A 21,868-nucleotide genomic window follows, 5' to 3' on the forward strand; every position below is an offset into this window, starting at 1 on the left:
GTAGCGTGCCCCTGTCCCGGGCATACCGTACTCGTCGGCCGGGAGGGGTTCGCGGATGACCGGGCAAGTGCCTGAGGAGATGTGCGAGTTCGACGAGCTGGGGCAGGGGTACGACACTCCGTTCGACGGGGACGCGGCGAACGCGGGTCTGGGCCGCATGGTCACCCGGCTGCCGGTCGCGCTCGCGCAGGTGTGGCGGCTGTCCCGGGCGGCGAGTCGGCGAGCGACGTGGCTGTTGGTGCTCGCGCAGTCGGCCGCGGGGGTGGCCACCGCGCTGGCGTTGCTGGCCACCGCAAGGGCGTTGGGGGCGTTGTTCGCCTCGGGGCCGGCGCCGGATCGGGTCGGCGCGGCGTTGCCCGCGGTGGTCGCGGTGGTGCTGGCCACGGCCGTGCGGGCGGGGCTGGAGACGGTGGTGGCGGCGACCCAGGCGCGGTTGTCACCGGGGATCCGCCGGGTGGCGGAGAACCGGCTGCACGCCGCGGCGGTCGGCGCGGACCTGGGCGCGTTCGACGACGCGGACTGGCACGACGCGCTGGCCCGGGCCCGGGATCGCGGCATCGACCACGCGCAACTGGCCCTGGGGCACGCGGTCGAACTGCTGGGGGCGCTGGTGGGACTGCTGGTCGGGATCGGCGTGGTGACCGGGCTGCATCCGGTACTGCTGCCGCTGCTGGCCCTGTCGATCGCACCGCAGGGGTGGGCGGCGCTGCGTTCGGCCCGGATCGGCTTCGAGGGCATGGTGCAGCGGATGACGCTGTATCGGCGGTTGTGGCTGTTCGCGGATCTGCTCAGCGCCCGGGAGGCGGCGGCGGAGGTGCGCGCCTGTACCGCCGAGCGACCGTTGCTCGCCGAATTCCGGCGGCTGGCCGGGTCGGTGGAGAGGGCCGAGGTCCGGGTCGGTTATGCGCAGGTCCGGGTGGGGGTGATCGGACGGACCCTGTCCGGACTGGCACTGGGCGCCACGTACGTCGCGCTCGGCCTGCTCGTGCGCGCCGAGATCGTGCCGCTCGCGGTGGCGGGTACGGCGGTGTTGGCGGTGCGGACCGCGAGCGGTTCGCTGGCCACGTTGATGGTGGCCGTCGACCGACTCTACGAGAAGTCCCTGTACATCACCGACTATCACGCGTTCCTGGATGAGGCGACCGCGCGTTCGCGGCCGGCGGCGACCCGGGCGGTGCCGGTCGGCTTCGCCGAGATCCGGTTGCGGGACGTGTACTTCGCCTATCCCGGTAGTGCGGAGTCGGCGCTGCGTGGGGTGGATCTGGTCATCCGGCGTGGGGAGACGGTGGCGCTGGTCGGCGAGAACGGGTCGGGAAAGACCACGCTCGCCCTGCTGTTGGCCGCGCTCTACCACCCGGACAAGGGCACGGTGCACTGGGACGACACGGATCTGGCCGATGTCGATCCGGTCGGGATCCGCGAGCAGGTGGCGCTGGTGATGCAGCAGCCGACCCGCTGGCCGGTGACGGCGCGCGGCAACATCGTGCTGGGGCGCGCCGATCGGGTCGACCCGGACGGCGCGGCCATGATGCGGGCGGCGCGGGACGCGGGGGCGGACGGGCTTATCTCGCGACTGCCGCACGGGTACGAGACGTTGTTGTCGAAGAAGTTCCGTGCCGGGGTGGACCTGTCCGGCGGGCAGTGGCAGCGGATCGGGATCGCGCGCGGGTTCTATCGCGATGCGGGGTTGCTGATCGCGGACGAGCCGACGGCGGCGTTGGACGCGCGGGCGGAGCATGCGGTGTACGCGAACATCCGGCGGCTGGCGGCGGGGCGGACGGTGGTGCTGATCAGTCATCGGCTGGCTTCGGTGCGGGAATGCGATCGGATCGTGGTGCTGGGGGGTGGGGCGGTGGTGGAGCATGGTACGCACGAGCAGTTGATGCGTTCGGGGGGTTTGTACGCGGAGCTGTATCGGCTGCAAGCGGCGGCATACGTGGGGCCTGACGAGGCGCACTCGCCTTCGGCCTCGGGGGCCTGATGGCCTCAAGCGCCGGCGGGGCTGGGTGGCCTCAAGCGCCGGCCGGGCTGATTTGGCCTCATGCGCCGGCCGGGCTGGTTCGCCTCAAGCGCCGGCGGGGTTGAGTGGCCTCAAGCGCCGGCCGGGCTGATTTGGCCTCATGCGCCGGCCGGGCTGGTTCGCCTCATGCGCCGGCGGGGCTGAGTGGCCTCAAGCGCCGGCCGGGCTGATTTGGCCTCATGCGCCGGCCGGGCTGGTTCGCCTCAAGCGCCGGCGAGGCTGCTTGGCCTCAAACGCCGGCCGGGCTGCTTGGCCTCATGCGCCGGCGGGGCTGAGTGGCCTCATGCGCCGGCGGGGCTGAGTGGCCTCAAGCGCCGGCGGGGCTGAGTGGCCTCATGCGCCGGCCGGGCTGCTTGGCTTCAAGTGCGGCGAGGCTGTTGGTCATGTGCCGGCCGGGATGGTTGTCCGGCTACAGCTCGTCCAGTAGCAGGAGTGATGGAGGGCGGTGTGGCTGGGTGTGGTTCAGGCGGAGGAGTTGGTGGAGGGCGCCGGCCGTGCCGGGGAGGAGGCCGGTTGTGGTGTCGGTGGTGGACTTGGTGAGGGGGCCGTAGGTTTCCAGGGTGGTGAGGAGGAGGGCGTTCAGGTGGTGGGGGGTGGGGGCGTCGGGGACGTGGGTGCGTAGGTGGTCGGGGGCGCCGTGGAGGAGGGTGTCCAGGAGTTCCCAGGAGCCCAGGTCGCCGTGGCACAGGGTGTAGTCCCAGCCGAAGCCGGTGCGCCAGGTGGCCGCGGCGGCGCGGAGGGCGCGGTCCAGGTGGGTGCGGGCGTCGGTGCGCACGTACAGGTCCCAGGCGGCCAGGCCGATGCCCGTGCTGCCGTGGCACCAGGAGTCCAGGTACAGGACCTGGTCCGCCTCCCGGCCGTCGAGCCAGGCGCCGGCCTCGGGTCGGTACAGGTTCTCCTGGAACGTGCAGGCCAGCTCGCCGAGTTCGAGGTGTTCGGGGTCGCCGGTCACCAGACCCAGGCGGGTCAGTGCCCAGCCGAAGCCCGCCGCGCCGTGGGCGAACCCGCCGATGCCGTGCGGGAAGAGCGCGGTCGGCCAGCGGGCGGCCCGTCCGCGCTCGGTGTCCTCGACGACCGCGCGCTCGACCAGCAGTTTCCCGGCGGACTCCGCGACGCCGCGCCAACGGGGGTCGCCGGTTCGCTCGGTCAGTGCCAGCAGCGGGACCACGAGCCCGGCGGCGCCCCCCGCGACGTCGAGGATCGGGTCCTGGGCCAACAGCTCCGACGCGCGCTCCGCGTGTGCGATCGCCCGATCCAGGTACGCCTGCCGGCCCGAGGTCGCGCCCAGCGCCAGCCAGGTGCGTACCGCCGCGCCGATCCCGTCGAATGCGCCGACCCGGGTGATGGGTACCGCGTCCTCCATCGCCGCGAGTGCCCGGATCGCGCCGTCGGCGACGGCTTCCAACTCGGGCACCGTCGGTACGTGTCCGCTGCGCGATTGGGCCAGATAGGCGTCCAGTGCCAGTGCCACCCCGGCCTGTCCGCTGTAGAAGTCGGTGGCGAACGGCCTCACGCTGAACCCGCCTTCGGTGTACACCGGGCCGATCCAGGTGGCCGTGCCGTCCGCGCCCACCACCGCGCGTGCGCACAGGTCCCGGGCCATCCGGGCGGCCAGGTCGAGGCGGCGGTCGTGCAATCGGCCGGTGCGGACCGGCAGGTCCCGGCGTCGATTCGCCTCGGGCATCGCGCTGCGGTCGCGATAGACGCCCAGCAGCGAGGAGCGGATCATCACCTCCTCGAACTCCGGGTCGCCCGCGCGCCAGCGCTCGACGCTCGCGTCGATCAGGTGGACCGGGTCCCCCCAGGTGGTGCCACGTGGCCCGTCCATCCGGCCGTCCTCGGGGCGGACACCGAAGAACGGCACGTCGCCGTCGAGGAGATCGGCCACCTCGGCGCCCACCACCTCGGGGCTGGTCGGCGCGCCGTGCAGGGCCTTCGCCTGGCGGGTCAGCACGTCCCGGGCGCGTTCGACGGCCGCCGGCTCGTCGTGCAGGGAGGCGGGGTGCCACAACATCCGGGCGATCTCGACGTAGACCTGGGTGGGTCGCAACACCACGCGCAGGTCACAGCCGAGGAAGGCATCCAGGATCGGGCGCAGTCGGCCGGCCCGGTCCAGGCCGTCGAGTCGGCCGCGCAGGTCTCGGTAGCCGCGCACGATGTCGTCCTGATGGGCCATCGGATCGGCGTCGGGGGCGGGCAGGTTGGCCGAACCGGCCACCTCGGCGGGCTCCATCGCCAGGCGGGCCTGGTCGGTGCCGGCGCCGGAGATCACCGGTACCGGGATTCGGGGTTGTTGCGAGGGCAGCGCGCCGACGGCGGACATGTCCACGCCCTGGAGCACGAGTTGGGCCAGTCGCATGGGCAACAGCCCGGTGCGCAGCACCGTTCGGCGGACCGAGGCGGCGGCGGTGTCGAATGCGTCGCCGAGTCCGCTCGCGCCCACGTTCGGCTCGGGGCTGAACAACGTTTCGCAGTCGACCACCCACGGGACGGGGCCCTGGGCGATGACGTTGTCCGAGTGCAGGTCGGTGGCGCCGAGCAGTTGCATCACGCACATCCACTCGCCCAGCCCCTGGTAGAAGCGGGCCTGTTCGCGCGCGTCGGCGCAGTGGCGGTGCTCGACGTGCTCGGCCCAGCCGTAGTCGTCGCCGAGCAGGACGCGCGGGACCCGGATCCGGTCCGTATGCGGGGTGCCGGCCAGGAGGGCATCCAGGGTCGCGGCCAGCGCGACGTCCACGGCCAGCGGGCGGGGCTTGTACACCGCGCGGCCGGCTTCGAAGCGCAGCAGGGCGACGGTGTGGCCGCCACGATGCGAGTCACCGGCGTCCAGGCCGAGTTCGACCAGTTCGCCGGGCGGCGTGCCGAGCAGGGCGGCCAGGCGGTGGCGGTCGGCGGCCAGGCGGCGGGCCAGGGCGAGCAGCGCCGCGCAGCGATTGCGGATCACCCGGTCCAAGCGGGGTGCGAACGCCGGGTAGTCCGCGTCCAGTTCGCCCCAGAAGCGGGCCTCGGCGGCGAGTTCGAGGAATTCGTCCCAGCGTTGCTCACTGGTGTCCCGGGTGAGTCGGCCGGACATCCGTGCGGCGTGCAGTTCGAGCAGGAGCAGTCGGTTGGCCTTGGGGCGGATCGCGCCCAGCAGGGTGCGATGGGCGGCGTGCCGCAGGATGTTCCGCTCGGCTGCCGACAGGGGATCCGGCACCGCGTCCAGGCTGCGGCGGAAGCGATCCAGGGCGGGCACGATCAAGGGCTCCAACGCGGCGTCGAATTCGCCGGCGTCGTCGTACGTCACCACCGGGTGGGGCCGGACCGGGATTGCCATGCGCGGATCGCCACCCATCGATGACGGACCCGCCGCCCGCGTTCGTCGAGGTGCGACGTGCCCCGGGCGGCGGGTCGTTGAGGTACGGATCAACAACAGGCGCGAGTGCGCGACCAGGAGCACGCGGTGCCGCAGCTGATCGCGGCGACGTCGATCTCGGTGAGACCCTGTTCGGTTGCGGTTCCGCCGATGTAGAGCGAACCGGCGGGGTTCTCCACGCCGTCGGCCGATTCGGCGCCGGAGCGCCAGGCGTTGACGACGGTGTTCCGAGCGGCATTCGATGCGGTGCGCATGACGATACCTTTCCGCCGATGTCCGACGTTCCCGGCGGGTACGCCGGGTTCACCGGCCATCGACCCTGGGTTAGGGAAGTGCGGCAGGCTCACGGTAGCGCCGGAAACCCGGCCGCGACAGACCCTGATCGACGCGGGTGAATTCGCTCTGCCGGCACGGGAATCGAGCGATTCGTCCGGCGCCGCCCGACCAACCGGTGTGGGTGTGCCGGGTGTTCGAAGCAGCTCGGCGAGCGATTTCTCGCCCGGATCCGGACCGGGATGTCGTCCGGCTCTTGTCATTGGTCTAGTCCATTGACAGTCTTGGAGTTGTCGCCGACGGTCATCGCTCCATGACCTGATCGGCGGTTCCCGTATGGCATTTGCGCTGCCCAGCGTGGGCCGATGTTGCCCATCGCGTTTTGCACGTTGCACTCCTACCCCGGAGATACATCCATGCGCCGAGCCACAACTCTTCCATGCCCGCGTCCGGTCCCACCGATTCGGACCGCGAGGTGACCGCCGCCGAGGCCCGCCGGAGGTCGGCCGACCCGGCGCACCCCGTGACGAGAGCGACCGCGCCGGGATCGACCGTGCCGGGCCTGCTGGCCGCCCGCGCGCTCGTCGACCCCGATCGGATCGCCGTCCTCCAGCCCGGAACACCGGAAATCCGGCTCACGTTCGCCGCCTGGGATCGCCGATCCACTTCCCTGGCTCGCGAGTTGCGCGCGCGCGGAGTGCGCGGGGGAGACCGGATCGGGTTGATCTTCGCCGGTCGCGAATGGGCCGACTACGCCGTCGCCTACTGCGCGGTGCACCGGGCCGGCGCGGTCGCGGTACCGCTCCCGGAGCGACTGCCGCCCGCCGCCCTGGACACGATGCTCACCCACTGCGCCGCCACCGGCGTGCTGCACGGCGCCGAGATCCGGCCGGCCCCCACCGATGCGTGGAGCTCGCCCGCAGCCGAACTCGAAGCCGCCGCCGCCCGGGCCGAGGGCCGTACGCCCGAACCGGGTCCACCGGAGCGGCACCGACCCGATTCGCTCCGACCCGATCCGCACGGGCCCGCCCCGCACCGGCCCCCCGCGCCGACCCCGCCCGATCTGCCCGTCCCGCACCCCGACGATCTCGCCCAGATCCTGTACACCTCCGGCACCACCGGCACCCCCAAGGGCGTCGCCGCCACCCACGCCAACCTCACCTTCGGCTTCGAACCGGCACCCAAACGGCGCCAGTTGGCCCACTCGCGGCACTTCCTGCACGCGTTCCCGATCGGCACCAACGCGGGCCAGACGATGTTGCTGAACGCGTTGACCGCCGAGCCGACCGCACTGTGCGCACCCGCGTTCGACGCCGAGGACTTCTGCGCGCTGATCGCCGCCTACCGGGTCGGGACCGTGTTCACCGTCCCGGCGATGGCCGCCGAGCTGGTGAACTCGCGAGCCTGGACCCGGCACGACGTGAGCACGGTACAACTGTTCGGCTCGACCGCCGCGGCCCTGCCGCCGACCACCGCGCTCGCGCTGGCCGAGGCGTTCCCGGATGCCACCATCGTCAACTCCTACACCTCCACCGAGGCGGCGCCCGCGCAGACCACCATGGTCTTCGACCCCGACCGACCCACCTCGGTGGGCCGCGGCACCGGACGGGACGACCTGCGCATCGTCGGCGACGACGGCGAGCTTGTACCCACCGGCGAGGCCGGCGAGATCTGGCTGCGCTCGCCCACCGCGTCGCGCAGCTACTACCGCGACGCCCGGGCCGACGCCGAGGTGTTCACCGACGGCTGGGTACGGATGGGCGACATCGGCCGCCTGGACGCCGACGGCTACCTGTACCTGATCGACCGGGAGAGCGACCTGATCAAGTCCGGCGCGATGCGGATCTCCACCCTCGCGGTGGAGGCCGCGCTGTACGAACACCCCGCCGTCGCCGACGCATCCGTGTTCGGCGTGCCGCACCCGGTGATGGGCACCATGGTTGCCGCCGCGCTGGTGCTGCGGGCCGAGGTGTCGGCCGAGGACCTGCGCGCGTTCCTGCGCGAGCGGTTGACCCGGCACGAGATCCCGACCCGCCTCCTGCGGATGGACTCGCTGCCCCGGAACCCGGCGGGCAAGGTGCTCAAACAGCAACTGCGCGCCCGGTTGGACGCGAGCGACCCGCCGACGGCGCGCGTGCCCCGGACCGCGACCGAGGTGGCGGTGAGCGCACTGTGGGACGAGGTGCTCGGCTCCTCCGGCGCGGGTCCCGACGACAACTTCTTCGCGCTCGGCGGCGACTCGTTCAAGGCCACCCGGCTCGCCGCCGCCGCCGAGCGACTGTTCGCCCTGGACGTGCCCTCCTCGCTCGTCTTCGACCGACCCGAACTGGCCGCGCAGGCCGCCTGGATCGACGCCGCGCGGGCCGAACCCGTGCCCGCCCGGGCAGGCGACCCGCAGACATCGGCCGAACTCGCCCCGATGCCGCTCAGCTCGCAGCAGGAGAACTTCTTCGTCTGGATGCACGCCACCGAGGAGACCCGCGACGTCGGCCCGGTCAGTGTGGGCATCCGGATCACCGACACCTTCGACCCGGACACGCTGACCGCCGCTCTGGCCGAAATCGTGCGCCGACACGAGGCGCTGCGCACCGTGTTCCGCTACGTCGACGGCGTCCCGGAGGCGGTCGTGCGGACCGAACTGCCGCCCGAAGTGCGACGGGTGCGCGCCGAGGGGGGAACACCGGCCGAACGCGAGCGCTTCGCCCACGAGCACGCCCGGATCGAACGCGAACAGGGCTGGGATCTGGCGCGCGGCCCGCTCGTGCGCGCCCTGCTGATCGAACTCGACGCCACGGACCACGTGTTGATCCTCGCCGTACACCACATGGTCTTCGACGGCTGGTCGATGGGCGTGCTGTTGCGCGAACTCGCGCTGATCTACTCGGCGTTTCGCACCGGACGCCCCAGTCCGCTGCCGCCACCCACGCCGACCTGCTCGGAACACCTGGGCTGGGCCCGGGCCCAATGGCCGCGCACCCGGCCGTTCTGGGAGGCGTCCCTGGCGGGCGCACCCGCGGCGATCGACCCCTTTCCCGGCCGGAACGTCACCGACCGGCTGCACAGCGCATCGGTGCGGTTCACCCTGGACGCGGACCTGGTCACCCGGCTGCGTACGAGCGCGCGCGAACGGGGCGCGACCCCGTTCATGCTGGCCGCCGCGTGCTGGACGAGCGTGCTGGCCAGGGCCGCCGGCACCCGCGACATCGTGGTGATGTCACCGGTACCGGGGCGTTCGCGACCCGGCAGCGAGAACCTGATCGGCTGCCTGGTGCAATCCCTGCTGATCCGGGTCGACCTGCACGGCGAACCCTCGTTCGACGAACTCCTGACCCGGGTCCGCAGCGCCGCGCTGGCCGCCAACGAGCACCAGTCCTACCCGTTCGCCGAGTTCTACCCGCGCTTTCCGGACGCCGCATGGATCCGCTACGAGAGCTGGTCCAACCGGGCGCACTTCCTCGGGCTGGTCTCCGAACCCTTCGAGCTGCCCCGCGAGTTGGACGCCGAATGGTCCACTCCCGGCGGCCGTCCCGATCTGGGCGTGCCGGAACTGGCCCTCACCGAACAACCGGACGGCACCATCGCCGGCTGGCTGCTGTACAACGAGCGCGCATTCGCCCCCTCCGTCGTCGAGGACCTGGCGCAGGCCTTCGTCGACGCCTGGGCACCGGCGCTCGACCACCCCCAAGCGCCGGTGTTCGGGGACACCGACGCGCTTGTGCACCCATCCACCGCCACCGAGAAGGGCTGACGATGCGCAAGTCCCAGCCGGTACCCCTGCCGCCGGAACCCCTCGACCGCGCCGCGGCGACCCCGGCGCAACACGGGATCCGGTTCACCGAACTCGCCGGGCACACCGGCACCGCCCACCACATGCCGCTCGCCATCCGGTTCACCGGCGACCTCGACCCGGCGGCCCTGGCCGACGCCTGCGACGCCCTGGTCGCCCGCCACCCGGTCCTGGGCAGCGTGCTGCGCGAAGACGACGGCGAACTGTGGCTGGTCCCCGCCGACACCATGCCCCGACTGGTGACCCGTACCCTGCCCGCGTCGGCCGCCGAGCGGCGCGCGGAAGCCGTCGCGGAGCTGATCCGGCGCGAGTCGACGCGCCCGTTCGAACTCGGCTCCGCCCCGCCGGCGCGCTTCACCCTGCTGGACGCGGGCCCGGACCACCGGCTGCTGCTGGTCGTGGTCCACCATCTGGCCTTCGACGGCGGCTCCAAGGACATCCTGGTCCGCGAACTCGGCGCGCTTTATGCCGCGTTCGCCACCGGCATCAAGCCGGACCCGGCGGAGCGCGCGGAATGCGCCGACGCCGAGCGCATCGCCCGCGAGGCGGCGGAGTTCACCCGTCGCGTCGCGCTCGCCAAGGAGCGCTTCGCCGCCGAGGCCCAGGACCCGCCACCGATGCGGCTGCCCGGCGCGGCCCGCGCCGGAACCGACGGCGGACCCGGCGAGTCGGTGCCGATCCCCGTCGACGACACACTGCGGCGCGACCTCGCCGGCACCGCCGAACTGCTGGGTCTCAGCTCGTTCGCGCTGCTCCTCGGCGCGCTGCACGTGCTGCTGTGGCGCTACGGCAACGAACACCCCACGGTCGCCATCGGTCTGGGCACCCGCACGCCGGACACCCGCGACCGGATCGGCCCGTACGTCAACGAACTCCCGGTACACAGCCACCCGTCGCCGAACACCGCGTTCGCCGACTTCGGTCGGGCGCTGCGCGCGGACCTGCGAGAGCTGTACCGGGTGCGCGACGTGCCACTGGGCCGGGCGGTGGCCGGGCTCACGCCGCGCCCGGCTCTGGCGCCGGTGTCGATGAGCTACCGCCGGCGTACCGAGGTGCCCGAGTTCGCGGGTGTGCCCGCGTCGATCGACTGGACCATGTTCAACCACGCCGTGCGCGGCGATCTGCATCTGCAATGCCTGGACGACCCCGACCGGCTCGCGCTGCACCTGCACTTCGCCACCGACGCCCTCGACCGGGGCGCGGCCGAACGGATCGCGGGCCACTACCTCACCCTGCTGCGCGCGATCGTCGCGGACCCGGACACCCCGCTGTCCCGACTCGCGGTGCCGACCGATCGGGAACGCAGCACGGTCCTGGTCGACTGGAACGACACCGCCCGGGCCGCCGACCGCGCGACCCTGCCCGAACTCTTCGCCGCGCAGGCCGCCCGCACCCCGAACGCACCGGCGGTGCACTGCGGTGCCGAACGACTGACCTACGCCCGGCTGGACGCGGCCGTGGAGGCGATCGCCCGGCGGCTGCGCACCGCCGGCATCGGAGCGGGCGATCTGGTGGCGGTCTGCGTACGGCGCACCGCCGCGCTGCCGACGGCCCTGCTGGGCGTCCTGCGAACCGGCGCCGGCTATCTGCCCCTGGACCCCGAATATCCGTCGGCGCGGCTGGCGAGCGTGCTCGGCGACTGCGCCGCGACCGTGCTGCTGACCGAACGCGACCTGCTCATTCGATTCCCCGAACACGCCGCCGACGCGCTGCTGATCGACGAGATCGACGAGATCGACACCGCGACGGCCGGGACGGCCCGATCCCACGTGCCGCCGGCACCCGGCGACCTGGCCTACGTGCTGGCCACCTCCGGCTCCACCGGCCGGCCCAAGGGCGTGGAGATCGAGCACGGCGCGCTGACCAACCTGCTCGCCTCGATGCGGGACACGTTGGCCGGCGAACACGACCCGGTGTGGCTCGGGCTGACCTCGGCCTCGTTCGACATCTCCGCCGTGGAACTGTACGTACCGCTGATCACCGGCGGCCTGCTGGTCCTCGCCCGAGACGGCGAAGTACGCGACGGTCGGGCGTTGCTCCGACTGATCCGGGACGAACACGTCTCCCATGTGCAGGCCACACCGTCCGGATGGCGGATGTTGCTCGACGCCGGCTTCGCGGAGCCCGCCGTGGTCGCGGTCGCCGGCGGCGAGGCACTCCCGCTTCCGCTCGCCCGCGAACTGCGGTCCCGAGCCGCGCGGTTGGTGAACGCGTACGGACCGACCGAGACGACGGTGTGGTCCAGTACCGCGGAGATCGGTCCGGACGCCGACGAGGTGACCATCGGCCGCCCGATCGCCAACACCCGGATGTACATCCTGGATGCCGAGGCGGCACCGGTCCCGATCGGCGTCGAGGGCGACCTGTACATCGGCGGCAGCGGACTCGCCCGCGGCTACCGACACCTGCCCGGCGCCACCGCCGACCGGTTCGGCCCGGACCCGTTCGGCCCGCCCGGCAGCCGGATGTATCGCACCGGCGACCGGGCCCGCCACCGCGCGGACGGCCGGATCGAGTTCCTGGGCCGGGTCGACCACCAGGTCAAGATCCTCGGACACCGGATCGAACTCGGCGAGATCGAGGCGGCGTTGCTCGCGCACCCGGACATCGCGACGGCCGCCGCGGTGGCCCGGCAGGACGGGACCGACGAGCCGCATCTGGTGGCCTACCTGGTACCGCGCGCGGGCATCGCCCCGAGTCCGGCCGAACTACGAGTACACCTGGCCGCGACGCTGCCCCGCGCACTGGTGCCGAGCGCCTTCGTCGTGTTGGAGCGTCTGCCGCTGACCCCCAACGGCAAGCTGGACCGGGCCGAGCTCCCGGCGCCGGCGCGAGTGCGGGCGGCGGACCCGGAGCCCGACCCGGATCCGGCGGCCCCACCGGGCATCGACCCCGGCCCGGCCGCCGAGATCACCGCCATCTGGCGCGAAGTGCTCGGGCTGGACGACATCCGCCCCGACGAGGACCTGTTCGACCTCGGCGGTCACTCGCTCACCGTCACCCGGATCGGCGCACGGATCCGCAAGCGCCTGGGTGTGGACGTACCGCTGCACGTCTTCTTCGAATCCCCGACCATCAACGGACTCACCAGCGCGGTCTCCGCGATGCAAAGCGAACGGCGGCCATGAACACCCCATCCCGAAGCCAAGACCCGCACCCGCACCGGCCCGCGCGGCAGACCGTGCACCGACCCGAACGCTCCGCCCGCGCACCGCTGTCGGCGGGGCAGGAACGGCTCTGGCTGCTGGACCGGCTCAATCCCGGTGACGCCGCCTTCAACATGTTCCAGATCCACCGACTGCGCGGACCGCTGGACGTCGACGCCTTCGAGCGCTCGCTGGCCGAACTGCTCGCGCGGCACGACAGTCTGCGGGCCACGTTTCCGGACGAGGACGGCGTGCCCGCCCAGGTGATCGGCCCGCCCGGCGACTTCGTGCTGGAACGGGTGGCCGTCGACGGCATGCCGACCGAACGCGAGCGGCACGCCCGCGAACTGGTCGCCGAACGCACCAATCGTGCCTTCGACGTGGCCCGGGGCCCACTGCTGCGGGCGAGCCTGCTGCGCCTGGACGAGGACGGGTACGACCACGTGTTCTGCCTGGTCCTGCACCACATCGTCGCCGACGGTTGGTCGATGAACGTCCTGGAGGCCGAATTGGGCGTCCTCTACGCGGCCTTCACGGCCGGTCGACCGTCGCCGCTGGAACCGCTGCCGCTGAGCTACGTCGACTACGTGCGGCGCCAACGCGAACTCGTCGACGCGCCGGGATTCGACGAACGGCTGACCTACTGGACCCGCGAACTCGCCGGAGCACCGACCCTGGACCTGCCCGCCGACCGCCCCCGCGTCGGCGGCGGCCACGCCGGGCGCGGCGGCACGGTCACCCACCACCTGCCCGCCGAACTGCGCACCGGTGTCGAGCAACTCGCCCGCCGGGAACGGGTCACCCTGTACATGACCCTGCTCGCCGCCTATCAGACCCTGCTCGCGCGCTACTGCGATCAGGAGGACGTGTGTGTGGGCTCGCCGCTGGCGGGCCGGGACGAGGAGGAGTACGAACCGCTGGTCGGCTATTTCCTCAATACCCTGGTCCTGCGCGGCAGCACCGCCGGTGATCCCACGTTCCGGGCTTTCCTGGCCGGCACCCGGACGGTGGCACTCCAGGCGTTCCAGTACCAGGACGTGCCGTTCGAACGGCTCCTCGCCGCCTTGGACGTGGAGCGCGATCCGGACAGCCCACCGGTGTTCCAGACCATGCTGGTGCTTCGCCCGCCCGCGGGCCCCGGGTTGCGGCTCGGCGAGGTGACCGCGGAGGTCTTCGAATCCGGGTTCCGGCAGGCCAAGTTCGATCTGACCCTGGAGGTGTGGCCGCAAGACGACGAATTGGTCGTCGAGTTCGTCTACGACACCGAACGCTTCGTGCCCGAGACCGTGGCCCGGCTCGCGCGCTGCTTCGAGACGCTGCTCCGGGGCGCGGTTGCGGACCCGGACACGCCGCTGTCCCGACTGCCGCTGCTGCCGCCCGCCGAGCGGGCCCGGGTTTTGGGCGCCTCGTCCGGACCGCAGCCGGGCGAATGCCCGGACCCGATCGCGGCCTTCGAGGCACAGGCGCTGCGCACCCCGCAGGCCGATGCGGTCGAGTGCGGCGACACCCGGATCGGCTACGCCGACCTGGACGCCCGGGCGAACCGGCTGGCCCGGGAACTGCGGCGCGGCGGCACCGGCCCGGACTCGGTGGTCGCGGTGTGCGCCGAGCGCTCGATCGAGACGATCGTCGCGCTGCTCGCGGTGCTCAAGGCGGGCGGTGCCTACCTCGCGGTGGATCCCGCGCTGCCGACCGAGCGCATCGCCTACATGCTGGCCGACAGCGCGGCCCAACGTGTGTTGTGCCGCCCAGAGTTCGCGGACCGCTTTGCCGACGTGGCGCCTGCGATGCTGCTCTTGGACGCAGACGTCGTCGGTGGTCGCGACGGAGAGCGGGACGCAGATCGCGAGGGAGACCGCGACGGGGGCCGGGACGCAGGTGGGGACCGGTCCGCAGACGTGGACCGCGACGAGGCGCAGGATTCACCGCGCCCCCCGCTCGCCGGTCCCGACCATCTCGCCTACCTCGTCTACACCTCAGGCTCCACCGGCCGACCCAAGGGCACCCTGATCACCCGGGAGGCGCTGGCCGCCCGGGTGGCCTGGATGCGCGAGCGCTACCGGACCGGCCCCACCGACCGGGTGTTGCAGTTCGCCTCGTTCGGCTTCGACACGCACGTCGAGGAGGTGTATCCGACGCTGCTGAGCGGTGCGACCCTGGTGCTCGCCCCCGCCGACGGGCTGCTGCCGGACTTCTTCGGCACCGATGCCGGTCGCTCGCTGACCGTGCTCGACCTGCCCACGTCCTACTGGCACGAACTGGTCGCACAGACCCCGGGCCTGCCCTGGCCGAAGGCACTGCGGCTGCTGATCATCGGCGGCGATCAGGCGGACGTGGCCTCGACGCGGCGCTGGCGCGAGGTGTTCGGCGACCGGGTCGACCTGGTCAACACGTACGGTCCCACCGAGACCGCGGTGATCGCCACGTCGGCCACCCTGGCCGGCCCGCGCGCCGAACCCTGGGACGGCACCCGACCACCGATCGGGCGCCCGTTGGCCGGCACCCGCGTGCACGTGCTGGACCGGCATCTCGAACCCGTGCCGCCGGGCGTACCGGGCGAGTTGTGCATCGGCGGCATCGGACCCGCCCGGGGATACCTGGGCCGCCCGGGCCAGACCGGGCTGCACTTCGTGCCCGACCCGTACGGCCCACCCGGCTCCCGGCTCTATCGCACCGGCGATCGTGCGCGGCAACGCCCGGACGGGCAACTGGAGTTCCTCGGCCGCACCGACCAACAGGTCAAGCTGCGCGGCTACCGGATCGAACTCGGCGAGATCGAGGCGGCCCTGGTCGCGCAACCGGACATCGCCCAGGCGGCGGTACTGCTGTGGGACGAGCCGGGCGATCCACGACTGGTCGCCTATCTGGTGCCCGGCACCCCGGCGGCCGATCCGCCGGACCCGGCGGCGGTACGGGCAGCGCTGGCCCGGACGTTGCCCGCGTACCTGCTGCCCGCCGCGTTCGTGGTGCTGGAGCGGCTGCCGTTGACCGCGAACGGCAAGCTCGACCGGGCCGCATTGCCCGCACCCGAACAACGCGCCCCGTCGGCAGCCTCGTTCGTGGCGCCGCGGGGCAGCGCCGAGGAGCTGGTCGCGGAGACCTTCGCCGACGTGCTCGGCCTGGAGCGGGTCGGCGCGCTCGACGACTTCTTCGCACTCGGCGGCCACTCGCTGCTGGCCACTCGCGCGGTGGCCCGGCTCGGCGCGGCGATCGAACTGACCGTGCCGATCCGCGCCCTGTTCGCCGATCCCACGGTGGCCGGACTGGCCGCGTCGGTCGAGGAACTGCTGCTGGCCGAACTCGACACCCTCTCCGAAGCGGACGCCGAGCGACTGGTGCTGGACCAGGCCGAGACAGGAGACCCGCGATGACGCTTACCCCGGCGCCGGCGACTCGTCCCGGCGAACTCTCGGTCGCCAAGCGCACCCTGCTCGAACAGCGGCTGCGCAGATCCGGCACGGCCGCCCCCGCATCGATCCCCCGACTGCCGGACAGGGCCGAAGTACCGCTGTCCTCGGCACAGATCCCGCTGTGGTTCATGGAGAACCTGACGCCGGGAACCGCCGCGTACACCATCCCGTTCGCACTGCGGCTGCGTGGGCGGCTCGACGAGCAGGCACTGGACCGGGCCTTGAACGCGCTGCTGACCCGGCACGACAGCCTGCGCACCACGTTCGCCACCAGTGCGGACGGCCGACCGGTGGCCACCGTGCATCCGCCGCTGCCGCTCACCGTGGCCCGGCATACGCCCGACGAGCATCTCGACGCCGAGGGCCGGGAGCGCTGGGCGTCGGCCCTCGTGGGCGCGGAGTTCGCCCGTCCGTTCCACCTGGAGGTGCCTCCGCTGGTGCGCGCCGCACTGGTGCGGTTGGACTCGGAGGACACCGTACTGGTGGTGGTCCTGCACCACCTGGTCGGCGACGGCTGGTCGGTGCACCTGCTCGTCAACGAACTGATGGACGACTACAACGCGTTCACGACCGGTCTGGAATCGCCCCTGACCGAACCGGCGGTTCGATACGGCGACTACGCGGCCTGGCAGCAGCAGCGCCTGGCCGGTCCCGAAGGCGAGCGGGCCGCCCGCTATTGGCGGGATCGACTGACCGGGCTGGGTACGCTGGCGCTGCCCACCGACCGTCCCCGACCGGCGCAGCAGACCTTCACCGGCGACGCGCACGCCTTCACTCTGGACGCGGAACTTGCTGCCGCCATCGTTGAGTTGGGCCGTGCACACGGCGCCACGACGTACATGACGCTGCTCGCGGCGTGGCAGGCGGTGTTGTCCCGGCACGGCGGCCAGAGCGACTTCGCGGTCGGCTCGCCGATCGCCGGACGTCCGCACCCGGACCTGGAACCGATGATCGGCATGTTCGTCAACATGCTGGCCATGCGAGCGCCGCTGGCGGGGGATCCCACCTTCGCCGAACTCCTGGGCCGGGTCAGGGAGAGCAGCCTGGATGCCTACGCACACCAGGATCTGCCGTTCGACCAGGTGGTCCGGGACCAGAACGTGACCCGCGACGTCAGTCGCACGCCGCTGTTCCAGGTCACCTTCGCGCTGCAGAACTACGGGCGCGGGGAACGAGGCTTCGCCGGGCTCGGCCACGAGTGGTTCAGCGGCGATTCCCGGGTGACCCGGTTCGACCTGAGCCTGTTCGTGTTCGAGGCCGCCGCCGGGATGCACGGCCTGCTCACCTACAACACCGACCTGTTCGACGCGAGCACGGTGGCCCGGCTCGTCGGGCATCTGACCACACTGCTGCGGGCGGTGGTCGCGGACCCGCATACGTCGCTGTCCCGAATCGACCTGCTCGAACCGCAGGAGCGGTTCCAACTGGTGACGGGCTGGAACGACACCGCTCGGGCGCTGCCCGAACACCCCACGCTCGCCGCCGCGATCGAGGCCAGGGTGGCCCTCGATCCGCGCGCGCCGGCGGTGACCCATGAGGGGCGCACCCTCGACTACGGCGAACTCGACGCCCGCGCCGAGCGGCTCGCCCGCTACCTGCGCGGGTGCGGGGTCGGCCCGGAGACACCGGTCGCACTGTGCCTGGAACAGTCGCTCGACCTCGCGGTGGCGGTCCTGGCCGTGCTCAAGGCGGGTGGGGCGTATCTCCCCCTCGACCCCGAACAGCCGGTGGAACGACTGGCGTTCATGCTCGCCGACGCCGATGTGCGGGTGTTGGTGACGGACACCGCGCTGCGCGAGCGCACGGCGGGGTACACCGGAACGGTGATCCTGCTGGACCGCGAACAGGCCGCGATCGACGCGCGGGAACCGGACTCGGGCCCTGCGCCGGCGGCCGGGCCGGGGAACCTGGCCTATGTGATCTACACGTCCGGCTCCACCGGCCGGCCCAAGGGCGTCGCCGTGCAGCACCGCGAAGTGCTGGCCTATCTGGACGGCGTACGCGAGCGGTTCGAGGTGGTGCCCGGATCCGTCTTCGGCCTGGCCCAGTCGTTGTCCTTCGACTTCGCGATCACCGCGCTGTACCTGGCCTGGACCACCGGCGGCGAACTTCACCTGATCCCCAAGCGGTTGTCCGGCGCGGAGTTCGCCGACCGGCTGAGTCGGCATCCGGTCGACTACCTGAAGATGACGCCCTCGCACCTGGCCGGACTGGCCGCCGAGGTCGGCGCCGAACATCTCCTGCCCCGCCGGTTGTTGATCCTCGGCGGTGAGGGCTCGTCCTGGGAGTGGGCGCGGGACCTGGCCGCGATCGGCGGGTGCGCGGTGGTCAACCACTACGGGCCGACCGAGACCACGGTCGGCGTGACCACCTATCGGGTCGATCCGCAGGACGAGCCGATCTCGACGGTGACGCCGATCGGTCGACCGCTCCCGAACACGCGGGTGTACCTGCTGGACGCACACCTGCAACCGGTGCCCATCGGGGTCACCGGGGAGATCCACATCGGCGGCGAGCGGCTGGCGCGCGGCTACCTGGGTCAACCTGGGGCCACCGCGGACCGGTTCGTACCCGACCCGTTCGGACCGCCGGGCGGGCGGCTGTACCGGACCGGCGACCTGGGGCGATATCTGCCCGGTGGCGACGTGGAGTTCCTCGGGCGCAGCGACCAACAGGTCAAGATTCGCGGCTATCGGGTGGAGCCGGCCGAGATCGAGGAGGCCTTGCGCGCGCAACCCGCCGTCGGACAGGCCGTGGTCGATGCCCGGGGTCCCGCGGGGGCGCAGCGGCTGATCGCCTACCTGGTGCCGGCCGAGGACCGTTCCGGCGAGCCGCCGGCCACCGCCGACCTGCGCCGGGAACTGCTCGTTCGACTGCCCGAGTACATGGTGCCGTCCCGCTTCGTCTGGCTCGACCGACTGCCGCTGAAGGCGCACGGCAAGGTGGATCGGGCGCTGCTGCCGGAACCGGACGCCGGGGCCGGGGCGGACGGCGGCGAGCGGGTGGCCCCGGTCGGCGCGACCGAGGAGGCCCTGGTCGGGATCTGGACGTCGGTGCTCGACCTCGCCTCGGTCGGCGTCACCGACGACTTCTTCGAACTGGGCGGCCATTCGCTGCTGGCGATGCAGGTGTTGGCCCGACTGCGCAAGGCGTTGCCGCCCGGCAGCCGGCAGGTCAGCCTGTTGGAGCTGTTCAAGCACCGGACCGTGCGCGAGCTGGCGGCACTGATCGATCGCCCGGTCGGCGAGGACGAACCACGCTCGCTGCTGCACGAGTTGACCCGGCCGGTGCCGGCGGCGCAGCGGGTACTCTCGCTGGTGTGCGTGCCCTACGGCGGTGGCAGCGCGGTGGTGTATCAGCCGCTGGCCGATGCGCTGCCCGCCGGGCACTCGCTGTACTCGGTGGCGATTCCCGGTCACGACCTGTCCATGCCGGAGGCGCCCAGGCCGATCGAGGAGGTCGCGCAGGAGTGCGTGGACGAGATCCTGGCCCGGGTCGAGGGACCGCTGGCGCTGTACGGGCACTGCGGGGTGGGCAGCGCGCTGACCGCGCAGATCGCACACCTCCTGGAGGAGTCGGGGCGCCGGTTGGAGGCGGTGTACCTGGGCGCGATCTTCCCGTTCGCCCGACCCGAGGGCGGCGTGCTCGGCGCGCTGTCGCGATTCGCCGGACTGGAGCGGCTGCGCGGGGACCGGGTGCATCTGAACTGGCTGACCTCGATGGGCGCGGACCTCGGCGACCTGGACGAGGAACAGGTCACCTTCATCGTCCGCAACATGCGCAAGGACGGGCGGACCTCGGAGGAGTATTTCACCCGGCGGATGGCCGAGGGCATGCGGCCGTTGGCGGCGCCGGTGATCTCGGTGATCGGCGAGCGCGACCCCAGCACCGAGTTCTACCAGGAGCGCTACCGCGAGTGGCACTTCATGGCCGACGCCACGGCGCTGGTGGTGATCGACGAGGCGGGCCACTACTTCCTGCGCTATCGGGCGGACGAGTTGGCCGAGATCGTCACCGCGACACACGAGGCGGTGGCCCGGGACCGGACCGAGCCGCTGACCCGGGACGCGCGCGGTGCGGACGCGGGGTGGTGGTTGCAGGGGGTGTCGGGCGGCACGGGCGCGGGCAGTCCCGGCGCGGACGCGAGCGTGGGCGCAGGCACTGGCAAGGGCGCAGGCGCCGGGAGCGGGTCCGCGGCTGCCGAAGCCCGGTCGGCTCGGCCACCGGCCGTGCGGCCGAGCATGGGTCGGTTCATGGCGGTGGCCCTCGGGCAGCTCGCCTCGATCACCGGGTCGGCGCTGACCGAGTTCGCCATCCCGATCTGGATCTATCTGCGCACCGATTCGCTCACCCAATTCGCGCTGTTCTCGGTGCTGGCGCTGGTGCCGGGCATCGTGGTGGCGCCGTTGGCGGGCGCGGTGGTGGACCGCAACAGTCGCCGGGCGGTGATGCTGGCCGCGGACTGCGCGGCGGGAGCGGTACAAGTGGTGATGGCGCTGCTGCTGTGGAGCGGCCATCTGGGCGTGGGCGCGGTGTACGGACTGCTGGTGGTGTTGTCGGTGACCGCCACCTTCCAACGCCTCGCCTACAACTCGGCGGTGCCTCAGCTGGTGCCCAAACGCTATCTGGGTCACGCCAACGGCATCGTGCAAATGAGCACCGGGCTGGCGCAGTTGGTCGTGCCGCTGATCGCGGTCGCGCTGCTGGCGAGCATCGGACTCGGCGGGATTCTGGCGATCGACATCAGCACGTTCGTGATCGCGGTGACGGTGGTCGCGTTCGTGCCGTTCCCCGACACGATGGCGCAGACCCGGCGCGAGAGCATGGTCAAGGAGATCGCCAACGGGGTGCGCTACTCGATGGGGCACGCCGGGTTCCGCACCATGCTGCTCTACTTCGCGCTGTTGAACGTGTTCCTGGCGCCGATGCTGGTGCTGATGACACCGCTGGTGTTGTCCTTCGGGTCGGTGCACACCGCAGGCGCGGTCGGCGTCGCGGCGGGCGCGGGTGCGCTGCTCGGCGGCTTGGCGATGGGGGTGTGGGGAGGCCCGCGGCATCGCCGGATGCACGGCATCCTGCTGGCCACCGTGCTGATCGCGGTCTTCGCCTTCGTGGCCGGCCTGCGGCCCTCGCCGGTGCTGGTCGGCGTCGGATTCTTCGGGGTGTTCTTCGGACTGTCCCTGCTCAACGGCATCTACGCGACGATCATCCAGGTCAAGGTGCCACAGCGATTCCACGGCCGAGTGATCGCGCTGAACACGATGGTGGCGTGGTCCACGCTCCCGCTGGGCTTCGGGGTGATCGCGCCGCTGGCGGTGCACCTGCTCGAACCGCTGTTCACCCCGGACGGCGCGCTGGCATCCAGCGTCGGCCGGGTGATCGGGGTCGGCGAGGGCCGCGGCACCGGGTTCCTGTACCTGCTGTGCGCGTCGGCGATGATCCTGCTCGCGCTCGCCTCGTTCCGGCACCGGGTGATCGCCGGATTCGACGACGAGGTCCCGGACGCGATGCCGGACGACCTGATCGGCATCGAGGAACGCCGCAGGAAGCGTGCGGACGCGTCGACGACGCCGCCACCCGTCCGCGAACAACCCGAACCCGAACTGGAGAAGGTATGACCACCAACGACGAGTCCGAACGCCACTACCGAGTGGTGATCAACGACGAGGACCAATACTCGGTCTGGGCCACCGACGGCGACATCCCGGCCGGCTGGCGACCGGAAGGCTTCACCGGCACCCGCCCGGCCTGCCTCGCCCACATCGACGAGGTCTGGACCGACATGCGCCCACGCAGCACGCGCGAGTCGACTCGGCTCTGACCACCCGCGGCGGTGAGCCTTCATGGTGAGCCTTCATGGGGGCTCACCGCCGAGAT

General features: G+C 72.1%; 8 protein-coding genes. 6 read left to right on the forward strand and 2 right to left on the reverse strand.

Annotated features, from left to right (window positions below; all coding sequences use genetic code 11):
* Positions 1-55 precede the first annotated feature (55 nt).
* On the forward strand, positions 56-1,981 hold the full coding sequence (locus ACIBM5_RS34995) for an ABC transporter ATP-binding protein (protein WP_396010701.1): 1,926 nt from the start codon (positions 56-58) through the stop codon (positions 1,979-1,981).
* 448 nt (positions 1,982-2,429) lie between these two features.
* On the opposite strand, the gene ACIBM5_RS35000 is transcribed toward ACIBM5_RS34995, so the two are convergent.
* Complete coding sequence (locus ACIBM5_RS35000; protein WP_396010702.1) at positions 2,430-5,336, reverse strand: type 2 lanthipeptide synthetase LanM family protein; 2,907 nt, start codon at positions 5,334-5,336, stop codon at positions 2,430-2,432.
* 89 nt (positions 5,337-5,425) lie between these two features.
* Positions 5,426-5,629 carry a DUF6229 family protein gene (locus ACIBM5_RS35005; RefSeq protein WP_020557656.1) on the reverse strand — a complete coding sequence of 68 codons (204 nt, stop codon included), beginning with the start codon at positions 5,627-5,629 and terminating at the stop codon, positions 5,426-5,428.
* Between the two features lie 458 nt (positions 5,630-6,087).
* Between ACIBM5_RS35005 and ACIBM5_RS35010 the strand changes: the two genes are divergently transcribed.
* Genes ACIBM5_RS35010 through ACIBM5_RS35030 form a run of 5 tightly spaced genes read left to right on the forward strand, consistent with a single transcriptional unit; the run spans position 6,088 to position 21,812 of the window.
* Positions 6,088-9,396 (forward strand): AMP-binding protein, encoded by a 3,309-nt coding sequence (locus ACIBM5_RS35010; RefSeq protein ID WP_396010703.1) that lies wholly within the window; start codon positions 6,088-6,090, stop codon positions 9,394-9,396.
* 2 nt (positions 9,397-9,398) lie between these two features.
* Positions 9,399-12,563 carry an amino acid adenylation domain-containing protein gene (locus tag ACIBM5_RS35015; protein ID WP_396010704.1) on the forward strand — a complete coding sequence of 1,055 codons (3,165 nt, stop codon included), beginning with the start codon at positions 9,399-9,401 and terminating at the stop codon, positions 12,561-12,563.
* Positions 12,560-15,952 carry an amino acid adenylation domain-containing protein gene (locus ACIBM5_RS35020; RefSeq protein ID WP_396010705.1) on the forward strand — a complete coding sequence of 1,131 codons (3,393 nt, stop codon included), beginning with the start codon at positions 12,560-12,562 and terminating at the stop codon, positions 15,950-15,952. The genes ACIBM5_RS35015 and ACIBM5_RS35020 overlap by 4 nt, the downstream gene beginning before the upstream one ends.
* Positions 15,949-21,609 (forward strand): amino acid adenylation domain-containing protein, encoded by a 5,661-nt coding sequence (locus tag ACIBM5_RS35025; protein ID WP_396010707.1) that lies wholly within the window; start codon positions 15,949-15,951, stop codon positions 21,607-21,609. Before ACIBM5_RS35020 ends, ACIBM5_RS35025 begins: the two co-directional genes overlap by 4 nt.
* On the forward strand, positions 21,606-21,812 hold the full coding sequence (locus ACIBM5_RS35030) for an MbtH family protein (RefSeq protein WP_396010708.1): 207 nt from the start codon (positions 21,606-21,608) through the stop codon (positions 21,810-21,812). Before ACIBM5_RS35025 ends, ACIBM5_RS35030 begins: the two co-directional genes overlap by 4 nt.
* Positions 21,813-21,868: the final 56 nt, after the last annotated feature.

Source organism: Embleya sp. NPDC050493, assembly GCF_044458105.1.
Lineage (GTDB): Bacteria > Actinomycetota > Actinomycetes > Streptomycetales > Streptomycetaceae > Embleya.

Bases quoted from the DNA above. Each gene is read 5' to 3' on its own strand.
- ACIBM5_RS34995 (WP_396010701.1), top strand. From the start codon at position 56: ATGACCGGGCAAGTGCCTGAGGAGATGTGCGAGTTCGACGAGCTGGGG.
- ACIBM5_RS35000 (WP_396010702.1), bottom strand. From the start codon at position 5,336: ATGGCAATCCCGGTCCGGCCCCACCCGGTGGTGACGTACGACGACGCC.
- ACIBM5_RS35005 (WP_020557656.1), bottom strand. From the start codon at position 5,629: ATGCGCACCGCATCGAATGCCGCTCGGAACACCGTCGTCAACGCCTGG.
- ACIBM5_RS35010 (WP_396010703.1), top strand. From the start codon at position 6,088: ATGCCCGCGTCCGGTCCCACCGATTCGGACCGCGAGGTGACCGCCGCC.
- ACIBM5_RS35015 (WP_396010704.1), top strand. From the start codon at position 9,399: ATGCGCAAGTCCCAGCCGGTACCCCTGCCGCCGGAACCCCTCGACCGC.
- ACIBM5_RS35020 (WP_396010705.1), top strand. From the start codon at position 12,560: ATGAACACCCCATCCCGAAGCCAAGACCCGCACCCGCACCGGCCCGCG.
- ACIBM5_RS35025 (WP_396010707.1), top strand. From the start codon at position 15,949: ATGACGCTTACCCCGGCGCCGGCGACTCGTCCCGGCGAACTCTCGGTC.
- ACIBM5_RS35030 (WP_396010708.1), top strand. From the start codon at position 21,606: ATGACCACCAACGACGAGTCCGAACGCCACTACCGAGTGGTGATCAAC.